The following is a 14,307-nucleotide window of genomic DNA, read 5'->3' as shown; positions in this document are numbered from 1 at the left end:
CCTTGCGCCGCACCGCGACGCGGCCACCGGGAAGCCGGCGCCGTAAGACCTGGAGCCGGCCCTCCGCCGGCTCAGGCGCGGATGGCGTCGAGCCCCTTCCAGTCGAAGGCGATGCCGTGGCCCGGCCGGTCCGGCGCCACCGCGACGCCGTCCTCGATCGCCAGCGGCTCGGCGATGTAGGCGTCGAGGCCGAAACCGTGCGCCTCCAGGTAGGAGCGGTTGGGCGCCGCCGCGAGCAGGTGCACCGTCACGTCGTGCGCGCCGTGGGACGTGACCGGCAGGTTGAAGGCCTCGGCGAGGTGGGCGATCTTCATGAACGGCGTGACGCCGCCGCAATTCGTGACGTCGGGCTCCGGGAAGGTGACGCCGCCCGCCGCGATCAGCTGCTTGAAGTCCCACAAGGTGCGCAGGTTCTCGCCCGCGGCGATCGGCAGCCCGCCCTCGCGCACGACGCGGGCCTGGCCGGCGACGTCGTCGGGGATGACCGGCTCCTCCAGCCAGAACGGCTCGAAGGGCAGCAGGGCCCGCGCGGCGCGGATCGCCTCGTCGGCGCTCCAGCGCATGTTGGCGTCCACCATCAGCGGAAAGCCGTCGCCGAGATGCTCCCGCATCGCCCGCACCCGCTCGACATCCTCGGAGAGCTTCGGCCGCCCCACCTTCATCTTGATGGCGCGGAAACCCTTCTTCAGGTTGTCGTCGGTCTGCCGGAGCAGCTTGTCGATGGGCAGGTGGAGGTCGATGCCGCCGGCGTAGCACGGGACGCGCGGGTCGTGGCCGCCGAGCAGCGTCCAGAGCGGCTGGCCCAGGCGCTTCGCCTTCAGGTCCCACAGGGCCATGTCCACGGCCGACTGGGCGAGGACCGTGGGGCCGCCGCGGCCGCCGTAATGCTGTCCCCACCAGAGCCTGTGCCAGAGATGCTCGATCCGGTCGGCCTCCTGGCCGATGATCTGCTCGGGGATGTCGCGCCGCAGGATCGCGTCGATCGCCGCGCCGTTGCGGCCGCAGGTATAGGTGTAGCCGACGCCCTCGGCGCCGTCCGCGTCGCGCAGGGTGACGGTGTTCAGCTCGAAGGCCGGCATGTCGCCGTGCATGCTGTCGCTGAGCGTCACGGCCAGCGGCACGCGATAATAGCCGGCCTCCAGCGAAACGATGCGGGGCATGGCGCTCCTCCCTTGTATGCAGCTCATCGACTGCTTATGAATATTTGATTATATTATTTTGGGCGCCTTATATGGTTGTTAGGCCTCGTCGTCAAGACGTGATCATGATGTATTGTCGGGGGTGGCGGACCGTTATTATCGGGTCCGTCCCGTCCGTCGCGTGATATTCATGCGCGGCTAACCCTGTCGCGCGCAATTGAATCTCGCCGAATCTCGCCCGTCCTTGACTTTCGCCGAATTGCCTCGGGCTCCGTCCCGTGCTGATATATCGGGACAGACGCCCGACCAACGAGGCGAATGGGAGGAACGGACCGATGAAGCGAGTGATCGCGGGAGCGCTGTCGCTGGGCGCGCTGATGCTGGCAGCGCTGCCGGCCGTCGCGCAGGACAACAAGACGCTCACCGTCTGGTTCAGCAAGGGCTTCTACCGCTCCGAGGACGAGTCGCTCTGGGCGACCATCAAGAAGTTCGAGCAGAAGACCGGGATCAAGGTCGAGCTGTCGCAATACGCGATCCAGGACATGATCCCCAAGACGGTCGCGGCGCTCGATTCCGGCTCGCCGCCGGATGTCGGGTATTCCGACACCTACAACAACCAGGCGGCGGGCAAGTGGGCCTACGAGGGCAAGCTCGAGGACCTCACCGACATCCTCCAGCCGATGATGCCGCGCTTCGCGCCCCAGACCGTCGAGCACGTGCTGCTCATGAACGGCCAGACCGGCAAGAAGGCCTATTACGGATTCCCGCTCAAGCGCCAGACGCTCCACACCGAGATCTGGGGCGACATGCTGGAGAAGGCCGGCTTCAAGCAGGCCGACATCCCGACCAAGTGGGCCGATTACTGGTCGTTCTGGTGTGACAAGGTGCAGCCGGCCTACCGCAAGGCGTCCGGCTCCCGCGTCTACGGCATCGGCGCGCCGATGGGCGTGGAATCGACCGACAGCTTCCAGTCGTTCTACGCCTTCATGGACGCCTACGACGCCAAGCTCGTCGACAACGACGGCAAGCTGACCGTCGACGATCCGAAGACCCGCGAGGGCGTGATCAAGGCCCTCAAGGACTACACCGACCCCTACGTCAAGGGCTGCGTGCCCCCGTCGGCGACGACCTGGAAGGACCCCGACAACAACGTCGCCTTCCACAACCGCACCACGGTGATGACGCACAACTTCACCATCTCGATCGCCGCGAAATGGTACGAGGACAGCGTCAACCCGAACAACACGCCCGAGCAGCGCGAGGCCTCGAAGAAGGCCTACGAGGAGACGATCATCACCGCGCCGTTCCCGGCCCGGCCGGACGGCAAGCCGATGACCTACCGCGCCGACGTCAAGCAGGGCGTGGTCTTCTCGGGCGCCAAGAACAAGGCGGCGGCCAAGGAGTTCGTGAAGTTCATCATGGAGGAGGACAACCTCCGTCCCTACGTCGAGGGCGCGATCGGCCGCTGGTTCCCGGTCACCAAGGCCTCGATCGAGAGCCCGTTCTGGCAGGCCGACAAGCACCGCAAGGCGGTCTACAACCAGTTCACCTCGGGCACCGAGCCGTTCGACTACGTGAAGAACTACAAGTTCACGCTGGTCAACAATGAGAACGTGTTCGCCAAGGCGATGAACCGGGTGGTGAGCGAGAAGGTCCCGGTCGAGAAGGCCGCCGACGAGATGCTGGCCCGCGTCAAGCAGATCGCCGGGCAGTAAGAAGCAAGGGCTGTTCGCGAAAGGAAGAGGCGCAGGTCCCCCCTCTCCCGTGTGGGAGAGGGGATCCCGCGTTTCATCGTTGAACGACAGCCCTGCGGACCAAGAGGGGAGGCGGACTTGCCTCGAACCACATCATCCCGAGCGGGGTCCGATCGCATCAGGGTCGGAGCCCGCTCTCGGTTTTCAACGATCCCCCATCCAGGCCTCGTCAGGGAGCCAGACCATGTCCGCAACGGTCGCTGAGGCAGCGCCGGTCGCCGCGGCCCAGCCCTTCCGCCTGACCTCGTGGCAGGCCTGGGGGCTGATCCTGATCGCGCCCTACCTGCTCGTCTTCCTGTTCTTCGTCATCTACCCGATTGGCTACGGGTTGTGGCTGGCGCGCAGCCCCGAGAGCTACGCGCATCTCGCCGCCGACCCGATCTTCGCCCGCGCCGTCGTCAACACGCTGGTGTTCCTGATCGTCGGCATCAACGTGAAGATGGCGATCGCGCTGCTCTTGTCGGGCTTCTTCACCAACGAGCGGAAGTGGATCCGCTGGCTGTCGGTGCTGTTCATCCTGCCCTGGGCGGTGCCGTCGATCCCGACCATCCTGTCGGTGCGGTTCATGCTGAACCCGGAATGGGGCGTGGTGAACTCGCTGATCTTCCGCTTCACCGGCGATGACGGCCCGAACTGGCTCAACGACCCGTCGCTGGCGCTGACGCTGGCCATCGGCGTCCATATCTGGAAGTCGCTGCCGTTCTGGACGCTGATCCTGCTCGCCGGGCGGCTCGCCATCTCGGCCGACCTCTACGAGGCGGCCTCGGTCGACGGCGCCACCAAGTGGCAGAAGTTCCTGCACGTCACCTGGCCGTCGATGCGGACGCTCTACGTGACCTGCACCATCCTGTCGATGATCTGGACGCTGGGCGACTTCAACTCGGTCTACCTGCTCACCGGCGGCGGTCCCGCCGACCTCACCCACGTGCTCGCGACCCTCGGCATCCGGTATCTCCGCCTCGATCAGGTCGACGCCTCGATGGCGGCGGTGGTCTGCGCGATGCCCTTCGTGCTGCCGCTGGTCTACGTGCTGATGAAGAGGCTCTCGAAATGAGCACGACCCTGACAGCCCGCGCCGCTCCGTCCGCCGAGGAGCGCTCCGCCGCCCGCACCAACTGGCTGCGCGCGGCCGGCACGGAGGCCAAACTCCTCCTCATCGGCATCCCGGTCCTGCTCTGGACCGTGATCCCGATCTACCACCTCGTCCTGTTCGCGATCTCGCCGAAGCAGGACGCGATGTCGGGGGCTTTGTTCCCGGCCCACCCGACGCTGCAGAACTTCAAGATCGTGTTCGGGCAGCAGCACTACTTCCTGTCGAACTTCTGGCAGCAATTCTGGAACTCGGCGGTCATCGCCTTCGCGACCGGCGTGCTGACGCTGTTCGTCGCCACCGCGGCGGCCTTCGCGATCAGCCGCCTGAAGGTGAAGGGCGGCCGGACCGTGATGAACATGGCCCTGTTCACCTACTTCATCCCGGCCGCGTTCCTGGCCGTGCCGATGTACAAGACGATGGGAGCGTACGGGCTGCTGAACAGCAAGTGGGCGCTGATCCTCGCGATGGTGACAATCGCCAGCCCCTACGCGATCTGGGTGCTGAAGCAGGCCTCCGACAAGCTGCCGGTGGAACTGGACGAAGCCGCGATCATGGACGGCGCCTCGCCGCCCCAGCTCTTCCGCTTCGTCTACCTGCCGCTGATGGTCCCGTCGCTGGTCGCGATCGGCGTCTACGCGCTGCTGCTCGCCTGGAACGAGTACCTGTTCGCCTTCCTGCTCCTGTCCCGCGACACCGACGTGACCCTGCCGGTGGCGTTAGGGAGCTTCCTGGCGGCGGATGACTCGCCGTGGGAGCTGCTGATGACCACCGGGTTGATCTACGCCTTGCCGCCGGCGGCGATCTATTATGTGTTCAAGCGGTATATGGTGGGTGGGTTGACGGCTGGGGCGGTCAAGAGCTGATTACTGGCGATTGCTCTGCCTAGGATTTGCGGCCGGTCATGAACGATGGTTTGTGGCCGGTCTTTTTTATTGCTGGAAAAAGACGCAAATCGCCATTTGAAAAATGCACTATTTCGGCCACTGCCCACGCCCTGCCTATGTTATCCTCATGGGTCGGATTGCTATCCTGTAAAACGGCGTACTGGCGCTCACGGCGAGCTAGCCGAAGCAGCGAAACTGATATAGAAGATTGTTCGTTCAAACAGGTTCCTTTGGGACGGATTGCATCAAAATGAGCTTGCAAGAAGAAATAGAGGCCCGCAGGCGTCTAATTAAGACCGACAGCTACTCAATGTCGATCGGCGAGTTGATGAGTATTTATCAAAATAATGAACTTGATCTCCATCCTGAGTTTCAAAGATTTTTTAGGTGGAGCCTGCCTCAAAAAACAAAACTTATCGAGTCTATCATGTTGGGGATTCCTTTGCCGCCGGTCTTCGTGTCTCAGCGACAGGACGGTGTATGGGACGTTATTGATGGGCTGCAAAGATTGTCTACCATTTTTCAATTTGCGGGGATACTTTTGGATAATGATGGCAATAAGGTCGAGCGGCTTAAGCTTTCTAAAGCAAAGTATTTACCATCTCTTGAGAATAAGATTTGGGAAAGCAAAGGCGATGACAAGGACGATGATTGCTTAACGCAGCAACAGCGCATCGACATTCGGCGTTCGAAAATCGATGTTAACATTATACAGAGAGAAAGTAATAAAGATACTAAATACGACATGTTTGAGCGACTTAATACTGGCGGCACGCCATTATCGGAACAAGAAGTGAGAAACTGTCTATTAATTATGACAAATCGTGAATTTTATAAATCTTTTGAGAGCCTAGCCAATAATCCAGATTTCCAAGAGTCGGTCACTCTTACTGATAGGGCCCGGGAAGAGCGATACGATATGGAATTGATTACGAGGTTCATAGTTCTTCGTCACTCTGAAATTGGCGCGCTTGCAGCCCGTGATGATGTAAACACGTTTATTACTGAGAAGCTTGTTGATCTTGCTTCGGGTGATTTCGATTTTGCAGTTGAGACCGCTAGATTCGAGAAGACTTTCAGAATTATAAATTCCGCCTTAGCCGATAATGCATTCAAAAAATATGTTGTTGAGAAAAGCAGATATTCAGGTGGCTTCTTGGTTTCCGTGTTTGAAATGATTGCAATTGGTTTGGGTCAGAATGTAGATGCCTGGGCAGACGAAGTCCGGGCTCAGGAGCGAGTAAAAGAAGTTTCAAAAATTATCTGGCACGACGTGCGGTTTACGAGCCATCAAGGATCTGGAGTGCGGGGATCAAGCCGTATTCCCCACACGATTCCTCTTGGCGCTGAGCTATTCGCGGCATGACGAAAGTAAGAACTGCGGAGGAGTGCTTAATTGCACTTCAAGGCGAAAGTGCTTGGCGAAAAAAGGAAATCTCTACACTAAGGACCCTCATTGACGGGCTCTCGCCTGCCGAGCACGATGTCCTACTGCGTTCTGCTGTTGTAATGATCTATGCCCATTGGGAGGGCTTTGTTAAGCGGGCCTGTGAGCTTTACATAACCCACATAAATGAGCGTATATCGAGACAAACTGTTGTGCTGTCTGACCATTTCCATATGATTCTCATGTGGAAAGAGTTTCGCAAGTCTGGAGAGCATCCATTTTGGAAAAATCCCGCTCCATATATCGAAGCGACCAAGTCATATTTTGAAAGCAGAACAGATAAAGAAACTTTGCCTCTGGAGTGGATCGATACAGAAGCAAATCTAAATTCGAAAGTCTTAAAAAAACTATCGATTATGATAGACATAGATTATTCTTTATTCGAAACAAAAGAAAAACTTATCGATGAGAGTTTATTGGGCAAGCGAAATCGAATCGCACATGGGGAGCGCATTTCAATAAAGCAAGATGATTATATGGCAATCGAGAGTGAAATTAGAGATCTAATCGACATATTTCAGAATGCAATCGAGGGTTGCGTCCAGAGTGAAAAATATAGACATCCTGCGGCTAAATATCTGGCGTTGTAGTTTATTGTAAGGATATAATAAGTACTAGTAACTAATATAGTATTTTATGAATAACATTTAATAGATAATCGAAGATGTGCGTGCAAGTCACAAACTGAAATTGAGGCAAAATCGAAATTTTGGGACGCCGCGACAGTGTCAGGTGTCGCGGCATCCTAACTACGCCACCGCCGCCACACCCCCCGGCATCAACCGCCCCTCCTCCACCGCATGACACGCCACCCCATCCCGGAACACCGGGACCTCCGCCTTGCACCGCTCATTCGCGAACGGGCAGCGCGGGTGGAAGGTGCACCCTGACGGCGGGTTGATCGGGTTCGGGATCTCGCCCTGCACCGGCACGCGCTGCCTCCCGACATGCGCAAGATCAGGGACCGCGTCGAGGAGCATGCGGGTGTAGGGGTGCTTCGGGGCGGTGAAGAGCTCGCGGCCGCCGCCGATCTCGACGATGCGGCCGAGATACATCACGCCGATGCGGTTCGCCATGTGGCGCACCACGGCGAGGTTGTGGCTGATGAACAGGTAGGTCAGGCCGAGCCGGTCCTGGAGGTCGCGCATCAGGTTCAGGATCTGGGCCTGGACCGAGACGTCGAGGGCCGAGGTCGGCTCGTCGGCGACCAGGAACTCGGCCTCGGAGGCGAGCGCCCGCGCGATGGCGATGCGCTGGCGCTGGCCGCCCGAGAAGGCGTGGGGGTAGCGCTTGCCGTCGTCGGGATGCAGGCCGACCAGGGTCAGCAGCTCGCCGACCCGGGCTTGAATCTCGCGCTCGCCGCTGAGGAGCCCGAAGGCGCGGATCGGTTCGGAGACGATCCGGTCGACCCGCCAGCGCGGGTTCATCGAGGCGTAGGGGTCCTGGAAGATCATCTGGATGCGGCGGCGCAGCTGGCGTCGCTCCGCGGCTTGGCGCGGGTCGGTCATCGAGATGCCGGCAATCGAGACCTCGCCGTCGGAGGGCGGCATCAGGCCGACCACCATGCGGGCGACCGTCGACTTGCCGGAGCCGGATTCGCCGACGATTGCCAGGGTCTCGCCTTTGGCGACCGAGAACGAGACGTGGTCCACCGCGCGCAGGAACTGGCGCGGCTGGCGCTCGATCACCCGGTTGAGCCAGGGGCGCGAGACGTCGAACAGGCGGCGCAGGTCGCGGACCTGCACGTAGTCGGGCTGGGGAGACATGACCGGCTTCAAGGAAATGTGGGGCTTCATGCGGCGGCCTGTCCGGACGCGTCGTAGAGGTGGCAGGCGACCCGGTGCGAGCCGACCGTCAGGGGCTCGGGCCGGTCCACCGTGCAGCGGGCAAACACCTTCGGGCAGCGCGGGTTGAAGGCGCAGCCGGGCGGGATCGCCGAGAGCCGCGGCATCGCGCCGGGGATCTGGGCCAGCCGGTCGGCCTCGTGCGACAGGCTCGGAATCGCCCCCATCAGGCCCTTGGCGTAGGGGTGGAGCGGATCGCCCACCACCGCCGCCACCGGGCCGATCTCGGCGACGCGGCCGGCATACATCACCGCCACCCGGTCGGCGGCCTCGGCGATCACCCCCATGTCGTGGGTGATCAGCATCACGGCGGTGCCGTGGTCGCGCCCGAGGCGCTTCAGGAGCGTGATGATCTGGGCCTGGACCGAGACGTCGAGCGCCGTCGTCGGCTCGTCGGCGATGATCAGCTCCGGCTCGGCGGCGAGCGCCAGCGCGATGACGACGCGCTGCCTCATGCCGCCCGAGAATTCGTGCGGGAAGCCGTCGATGCGCCGCTCCGGCGCCGGGATGCCGACCTCGGCGAGCAGGTCGATCGCCCGCTGGCGGGCGGCCTTGGCCGAGAGATCGGTATGGGTGCGGATCGTCTCCTCGATCTGCCGGCCGACCCGGTAGAGCGGGTTGAGGCTGGTCAGCGGGTCCTGGAAGATCATGCCGATGCGCTTGCCGCGGACCTTGCGCATCGCCTCCGGGGGGAGGTTGTCGATGCGCTCGCCGGCAAGGCGGATCTCGCCGCCGGCGATGCGGCCGGGCGGGTCGATCAGGCCGATCACCGCCGAGCCGGTCACCGACTTGCCGGCGCCGGATTCGCCGACGACGCCGAGCACCTCGCCGCGGTTGATCTCGAAGGAGACGCCGTCGAGGGCGGTCAGCACGCCGCGGCGGGTGGCGAACTCGACCCGCAGGTCGCGCACCGAGAGGACGGGTTGGGTCATGTCGGTCATTGCAGCTTGGGGTTCAGGGCGTCGCGCAGCCAGTCGCCCAGCAGGTTGATCGCCAAAACGAGGCCGGCCAGCGCCAGGCCCGGAAAGGCGACGATCCACCACTCGCCCGAGAACAGGAAGCGGTTGCCGGTGCGGATGAGCGTGCCGAGGGACGGCATCGTCTCCGGCAGGCCGGTGCCGAGGAAGGACAGCGTCGCCTCGGTGATGATGGCGAGCGCCAGGTTGATCGTGGCGATGACGAAGACCGGGCCGGTGACGTTTGGCAGGATGTGGCGGGTGAGGATCACCGGCGCCGACAGGCCGATGAGCCGGCCGGCCTGGACGTAATCCTTGTTCTTCTCGACCATCACCGAGCCGCGCACGGTGCGGGCATACTGCACCCAGAACGACAGGCCGATCGCCACGACGATCAGCGCGATCTGCGCATCCGCCTCCATGTGGCCGCCGGCCACCGCCTTGGCGACGCCGTCGACGATGAGCGCGATCAGGATCGCCGGGAAGGTCAGCTGCACGTCGGCGACGCGCATGATGATGGTGTCGACCCAGCCGCCGGCATAGCCGGCGATCAGGCCGAGGCCGATGCCGATGAAGCCCGACAGGAGCACGCCGAGCACCCCGACGAGGAGCGACAGGCGCATGCCGTAGAACACTGCCGAGAGCACGTCGCGGCCCTGGTCGTCGGTGCCGATCAGGAACGGCGCCTGGCCGTCGGCGTACCAGATCGGCGGCAGGCTCGCATTCATCAGCTCGAGCTGCGCCGGATCGTAGGGGTTCTGCGGCGAGATGACGGGGGCGAGCAGCGCGAGCGCCACGAACAGGACCGTGGCGGCGAAGGCCGCCATGGCGAGCTTCGAGCGCTTGAAGTTGGCGAAGAGGTCGGAATCGAGGAAGCGCGCGAGGCGCGACGGCGGCGCTGCGGCTGAGAGAGCGGGGGCGGGGGAGGCCATGGCTTTTTAAAAAATCCTCACGTCGCCCGCCGCACCGAGAGGCGCAGGCGCGGATCGACGATGGTGTAGAGGAGATCGACCACGAGGTTGATCGTCACGAAGATGAGGGCGACCAGCAGCAGGTAGGCGGCCATGATCGGCACGTCGACGTTCTGCACCGCCTGCACGAAGAGCAGGCCCATGCCGGGCCACTGGAACACCGTCTCGGTGATGATCGAGAAGGCGATGATCGAGCCGAGTTGCAGGCCGGCGACGGTGATGACCGGAACCAGCGTGTTCTTCAGGGCGTGGCCGAAATGGATGGAGCGGGTGGTCAAGCCCCGGGCGCGGGCGAAGCGGATGTAGTCGGTGCGCAGAACCTCCAGCATCTCGGCCCGGACGAGACGCATGATCAGCGTCATCTGGAACAGCCCCAGCGTGATCGAGGGCAGGATCAGGGCCTTCCAGCCGGATACGGTAAGGAAGCCGGTGGTCCACCAGCCGATCCGCACCGTGTCGCCGCGGCCGTAGGACGGCAGCCAGCCGAGGGTCACCGAGAACAGGAAGATCAGCAGGATGCCGATCAGGAAGGTCGGCAGCGAGACGCCGACGAGCGAGATGGCCTGGACGATCTTGGCCCCAACGCTGTCGCGGTGGAGCGCCGAGTAGACCCCCATCAGGATGCCGGCGGTGAGCGCGAACAGGGTGGCGCAGAAAGCGAGTTCGAGCGTCGCGGGCATGCGCTCGGCGAGCAGCGTCGAGACCGGCTGGCGGAACTGGTACGAGTTGCCGAACTGGCCGCGCACGGCGTTGCCGGCATAGCGGGCGAACTGCACCAGCACCGGATCGTCGAGGCCGAGGCTCTGGCGGATCTGCAACCGCTCGGCATAGGGCGTATCGGGTGCCACGAGCTGGTTCACCGGATCGCCGGCGAAGCGGAACATCGCGAAGGCGATCAGCCCGACCGCCAGCAGCACCCCGACGGATTGCAGCAGGCGGCGGAGAATGAAGGCGAGCATGGGGGTTTTTCTTGGGTTCTGGTGTGGTCCGAGACTGCGTCTCGGGCTCTGTCCGAAAAAATAGAACGCTTTCCCCTCCCCCTTGTGGGGAGGGGAAGCGCTCGTCCTTACAAGGGTTAGCTCTAAAGGCGCCTTACGGCTCCTTCGACACCCAGAACAGCATCATCTGGTTGTCGGCACGCGGCACCAGCTTCACCTTCTTCGACACGCCCCAGGCCAGGGCCTGCTGGTGCAGCGGGATGTAGCCCCAATCGTTCTGGATGATCTCGTAGGCCTGCTTGATCATCAGGTTGCGGGCCTCCTGGTCGGTCTCGCGCTCGATCTTGTCGGCGAGCGCATCGACCTTCGGGTTGCAGTAATTCCCGAGGTTGGTGGTGCCCCGCGGCGAGGACTTGTCGTTCCGGCAGCCGGCGATCTCGAACAGGATGTTGTGCGAGTCCATCGACGACGGCGTCCACCCCAGCATGTAGAACGAGGTGTCGAAGGCGGGCTTGAGGATCTTGGCGAAGTACTTCGCCTTGGGCTGGGCGTTCAGGTTCACCTTGACGCCGACGCGGGCGAGCATCGAGGTGATGGCCTGGCAGATCGCCTCGTCGTTGACGTAGCGGTCGTTCGGGCAGTCGAGCGGCACCTCGAAGCCGTTGGGATAGCCGGCCTCCGCCAGCAGCGCCTTGGCCTTGTTCGGGTCGTAGGTCGGGCGCTTGAAGTCACCGGCCAGCGGGAAGAGCGGCGGGGCGATCAGGAGGGCGGCCGGCGTCGCCTGGCCGCGCATCACGCGCTTGACGATCGCGTCCTCGTCGATCGCCCGATAGAAGGCCTCGCGCACCCGCACGTCCTTGAACGGGTTCTTGCCCTTGACGTTGGAGCCGCGCAGCTCGTCGCTGGTCTGGTCCATGCCGAGGAAGATCGTGCGCAGCTCGGGCGCGTTCACCACCACGGCGTTGGCGCTGGAGCTGACGCGGCTCTGGTCCTGCAGCGGGACCGGATCGACCCAGTCGACCTCGCCTGAGAGCAGGGCGGCGACGCGGGTCGCGTCGTTGCTGATGGTGGTGAAGATCGCCTCGTCGAGGTTCGACTCGACCTTGCCCCAGTAGCCGTCGAACTTCTTGAACACCGTGCGCACGCCGGGCTGGTGCTCGGTGATGGTGAACGGGCCGGTGCCGTTCTCGTGCAAGGCCGCGTAGCTCGGAGCCGAGGCCGAGACCGGAGTGGGCTTCGTCGCGTCGTGCTTCTCGGCCCAGGCCTTCGACATGATGTACCAGCCGCCGAACTGGTACAGGGCGATGGGGTTGGGGTTCTTGAGCACCATGTCGACGGTGTGGTCGTCCACCTTCACGAAGGTGGCGTCCGCCGGGACGTTGGTCTGGAAGTTGGACCCCGGCGCCCGCACGCGCTCGGCGGAGAAGATCACGTCGTCGGCGGTGAAGGGCGAGCCGTCGTGGAACTTGACGTTCTTGCGAAGCTTGAAGCGGTAGCGGGTCGGCTCCGGGGTCTCCCAGGATTCGGCGAGGCCCGGGACCAGCTTCAGGTTCTTGTCGCGGGTGACGAGCGACTCGTAGACCGCGCCGTGCGCCGAGATCGTGAACGTCTCCTTGAGGGTGTACGGGTCGAGGGACTTGAGGTCGCCCTGGAAGGCGAACCGGAAGGTGTTGGCGGCCGAGGCCGGCGCGGCGCCGGCGATCGCCCCGAGGGCGGTGGCGGCGGCGAGGCAGGCCAGCAGCGGACGAAACTTCACAGGCGACATCGACGAGGACACTCCGCGGAGGCAAAAGAGGCGATCAAGCGCGTTAGAGCATCTTCCGGCGCCATAGGCGACGCCGAAATGCTGAAAAATGATGCACCGTCCCGTCCCTTCCGGCCAGGGGCCGGGTAGGGGTGGAACGATCGTGCAGCCGTAACAAGTCCCGGGCCAACCGGCGCCCGGGCCATGCAGCCGGCGCCGAGGTCCGCGGCATTCGCGAGCCGCGCAAGGGAGTTGACCGCGGGCCGGTCTGCCTGTTGCATCCTGCACCTTCGTTCCCGCCCCGACACGAGCGTCTTGTCACATGCCCGTCATCAACCGCGTCGCCGCCCTCTCCGACGAGATCACGGCCTGGCGCCGCGACTTCCACCAGCATCCCGAGCTGCTGTTCGCCCTCGACCGCACCTCCGGCCTGGTGGCCGACCGGCTGCGCGCCTTCGGCTGCGACGAGGTGGTGACGGGTCTGGGCAAGACCGGCGTCGTCGGCGTCATCCGTGGCCGCAACTCCGGATCGGGCAAGGTGGTGGCCTTGCGCGCCGACATGGACGCCCTGCCGATCGAGGAGACGAGCGGCGTTCCCCACCGCTCGACGGTGCCGGGCAAGATGCACGCCTGCGGGCATGACGGCCACACGGCGATGCTGCTCGGCGCCGCCAAGTACCTCGCCGAGACCCGCAACTTCGACGGCACGGCGGTGGTGATCTTCCAGCCGGCGGAGGAGGGCGGCGGCGGCGCCGACGTGATGCTGAAGGACGGCCTGATGGAGCGCTTCGGCATCCAGGAGGTCTACGGCCTGCACAACATGCCGGGCCTGGCCCTCGGCAGCTTCGCGATCCGTTCCGGCGCGATCATGGCGGCGGCCGACCGGATCACCATCACGGTCCGGGGCAAGGGCGGCCACGCGGCGGCGCCGCACGATTGCATCGACCCGGTGCTGGTGGCATCCCACATCGTCACCGCCCTGCAATCGATCGTGTCGCGCACCGTCGATCCCGTGCAGTCGGCGGTGATCTCGATCACGCAGGTGAAGGCGGGCGACGCCTTCAACGTGATCCCGGAGGTCGCGATCCTCAACGGCACCGTGCGCACCCTCTCCGAGAGCGTCCGCGACCTGTGCGAGGCGCGCATCAGTCAAGTGGCCTCGAACGTCGCCGCCGCGTTCGGCGCCACCGCGACCGCCGATTACGGCCGCGGCTACCCGGTGACCGCCAACGATCCGGAGCGGGCGCGCTTCATGGCCGACGTCGCGGCGGAGGTCTCCGGCGAGGGCGCGGTGGAGCGCGCGGTCCAGCCGATGATGGGCGCGGAGGATTTCTCCTACATGCTGAACGCCCGGCCCGGCGCCTACATCTTCCTCGGCACCGGCCCCGGCGCCGGCCTGCACCACCCGGCCTACGATTTCAACGACCAGGCATCGCCCTACGGCGTCTCGCTGTTCGCCCGGGTGATCGAGCGGGCGATGCCGGCGGCGTGAGGGCCGCGCGCCGTCGGACGAGGCCGTCCGGCGGCGCAAGGTCCG

General features: G+C 63.8%; 12 protein-coding genes. 6 read left to right on the top strand and 6 right to left on the bottom strand.

From position 1 onward, the window contains the following. Nucleotides 1-71: 71 nt before the first annotated feature. The gene (locus VQ03_RS08800) at nt 72-1,160 is read right to left on the bottom strand and encodes a mandelate racemase/muconate lactonizing enzyme family protein (protein ID WP_048450497.1); all 1,089 of its coding nucleotides are present in this window, start codon (nt 1,158-1,160) and stop codon (nt 72-74) included. A gap of 314 nt (nt 1,161-1,474) precedes the next feature. Between VQ03_RS08800 and VQ03_RS08795 the strand changes: the two genes are divergently transcribed. The 5 genes from VQ03_RS08795 to VQ03_RS32870 all read left to right on the top strand — a co-directional run bounded on the left by VQ03_RS08795 (nt 1,475) and on the right by VQ03_RS32870 (nt 6,907). Further along, nucleotides 1,475-2,854: an ABC transporter substrate-binding protein gene (locus VQ03_RS08795; protein WP_048450496.1), complete on the top strand. Its 1,380-nt coding sequence runs from the start codon at nt 1,475-1,477 to the stop codon at nt 2,852-2,854. Between the two features lie 223 nt (nt 2,855-3,077). Then, on the top strand, nt 3,078-3,947 hold the full coding sequence (locus tag VQ03_RS08790; RefSeq protein ID WP_048450495.1) for a carbohydrate ABC transporter permease: 870 nt from the start codon (nt 3,078-3,080) through the stop codon (nt 3,945-3,947). Continuing rightward, nucleotides 3,944-4,849, top strand: a complete 906-nt coding sequence (locus VQ03_RS08785; protein ID WP_083467864.1) for a carbohydrate ABC transporter permease — start codon at nt 3,944-3,946, stop codon at nt 4,847-4,849. Before VQ03_RS08790 ends, VQ03_RS08785 begins: the two co-directional genes overlap by 4 nt. A 271-nt stretch (nt 4,850-5,120) precedes the next feature. After that, nucleotides 5,121-6,236: a DUF262 domain-containing protein gene (locus tag VQ03_RS31680; protein ID WP_083467863.1), complete on the top strand. Its 1,116-nt coding sequence runs from the start codon at nt 5,121-5,123 to the stop codon at nt 6,234-6,236. Next, nucleotides 6,233-6,907 carry an MAE_28990/MAE_18760 family HEPN-like nuclease gene (locus tag VQ03_RS32870; RefSeq protein ID WP_157064025.1) on the top strand — a complete coding sequence of 225 codons (675 nt, stop codon included), beginning with the start codon at nt 6,233-6,235 and terminating at the stop codon, nt 6,905-6,907. Before VQ03_RS31680 ends, VQ03_RS32870 begins: the two co-directional genes overlap by 4 nt. Before the next feature lie 159 nt (nt 6,908-7,066). Here the strand turns inward: VQ03_RS32870 and VQ03_RS08780 are convergent, their stop codons facing one another. The 5 genes from VQ03_RS08780 to VQ03_RS08760 all read right to left on the bottom strand — a co-directional run bounded on the left by VQ03_RS08780 (nt 7,067) and on the right by VQ03_RS08760 (nt 12,791). Then, nucleotides 7,067-8,113 (bottom strand): ABC transporter ATP-binding protein, encoded by a 1,047-nt coding sequence (locus VQ03_RS08780; RefSeq protein ID WP_425350041.1) that lies wholly within the window; start codon nt 8,111-8,113, stop codon nt 7,067-7,069. Beyond that, on the bottom strand, nt 8,110-9,093 hold the full coding sequence (locus VQ03_RS08775) for an ABC transporter ATP-binding protein (protein ID WP_048450525.1): 984 nt from the start codon (nt 9,091-9,093) through the stop codon (nt 8,110-8,112). The genes VQ03_RS08780 and VQ03_RS08775 overlap by 4 nt, the downstream gene beginning before the upstream one ends. A 5-nt stretch (nt 9,094-9,098) precedes the next feature. After that, the gene (locus tag VQ03_RS08770) at nt 9,099-10,049 is read right to left on the bottom strand and encodes an ABC transporter permease (RefSeq protein ID WP_048450494.1); all 951 of its coding nucleotides are present in this window, start codon (nt 10,047-10,049) and stop codon (nt 9,099-9,101) included. A 17-nt stretch (nt 10,050-10,066) separates the two neighbouring features. Beyond that, entirely contained in the window at nt 10,067-11,047 is a 981-nt protein-coding gene (locus tag VQ03_RS08765) for an ABC transporter permease (protein ID WP_048450493.1), read from the bottom strand. 133 nt (nt 11,048-11,180) lie between these two features. Further along, nucleotides 11,181-12,791 (bottom strand): ABC transporter substrate-binding protein, encoded by a 1,611-nt coding sequence (locus tag VQ03_RS08760; protein ID WP_048450492.1) that lies wholly within the window; start codon nt 12,789-12,791, stop codon nt 11,181-11,183. A 301-nt stretch (nt 12,792-13,092) separates the two neighbouring features. On the opposite strand from VQ03_RS08760, the gene VQ03_RS08755 reads away from it, so the two are divergent. Continuing rightward, complete coding sequence (locus VQ03_RS08755) at nt 13,093-14,262, top strand: M20 aminoacylase family protein (protein WP_048450491.1); 1,170 nt, start codon at nt 13,093-13,095, stop codon at nt 14,260-14,262. Nucleotides 14,263-14,307: the final 45 nt, after the last annotated feature.

Source organism: Methylobacterium tarhaniae, from assembly GCF_001043955.1.
Lineage (GTDB): Bacteria > Pseudomonadota > Alphaproteobacteria > Rhizobiales > Beijerinckiaceae > Methylobacterium > Methylobacterium tarhaniae.
This window is presented reverse-complemented; position numbering and strand designations above follow the sequence as displayed.

What these genes read in the sequence shown, in the direction of transcription:
- VQ03_RS08760 (WP_048450492.1), bottom strand. Translation starts at nt 12,791, where the DNA reads ATGTCGCCTGTGAAGTTTCGTCCGCTGCTGGCCTGCCTCGCCGCCGCC.
- VQ03_RS08785 (WP_083467864.1), top strand. Translation starts at nt 3,944, where the DNA reads ATGAGCACGACCCTGACAGCCCGCGCCGCTCCGTCCGCCGAGGAGCGC.
- VQ03_RS32870 (WP_157064025.1), top strand. Translation starts at nt 6,233, where the DNA reads ATGACGAAAGTAAGAACTGCGGAGGAGTGCTTAATTGCACTTCAAGGC.
- VQ03_RS08780 (WP_425350041.1), bottom strand. Translation starts at nt 8,113, where the DNA reads ATGAAGCCCCACATTTCCTTGAAGCCGGTCATGTCTCCCCAGCCCGAC.
- VQ03_RS08765 (WP_048450493.1), bottom strand. Translation starts at nt 11,047, where the DNA reads ATGCTCGCCTTCATTCTCCGCCGCCTGCTGCAATCCGTCGGGGTGCTG.
- VQ03_RS08790 (WP_048450495.1), top strand. Translation starts at nt 3,078, where the DNA reads ATGTCCGCAACGGTCGCTGAGGCAGCGCCGGTCGCCGCGGCCCAGCCC.
- VQ03_RS08770 (WP_048450494.1), bottom strand. Translation starts at nt 10,049, where the DNA reads ATGGCCTCCCCCGCCCCCGCTCTCTCAGCCGCAGCGCCGCCGTCGCGC.
- VQ03_RS08800 (WP_048450497.1), bottom strand. Translation starts at nt 1,160, where the DNA reads ATGCCCCGCATCGTTTCGCTGGAGGCCGGCTATTATCGCGTGCCGCTG.
- VQ03_RS08775 (WP_048450525.1), bottom strand. Translation starts at nt 9,093, where the DNA reads ATGACCCAACCCGTCCTCTCGGTGCGCGACCTGCGGGTCGAGTTCGCC.
- VQ03_RS08755 (WP_048450491.1), top strand. Translation starts at nt 13,093, where the DNA reads ATGCCCGTCATCAACCGCGTCGCCGCCCTCTCCGACGAGATCACGGCC.
- VQ03_RS31680 (WP_083467863.1), top strand. Translation starts at nt 5,121, where the DNA reads ATGAGCTTGCAAGAAGAAATAGAGGCCCGCAGGCGTCTAATTAAGACC.
- VQ03_RS08795 (WP_048450496.1), top strand. Translation starts at nt 1,475, where the DNA reads ATGAAGCGAGTGATCGCGGGAGCGCTGTCGCTGGGCGCGCTGATGCTG.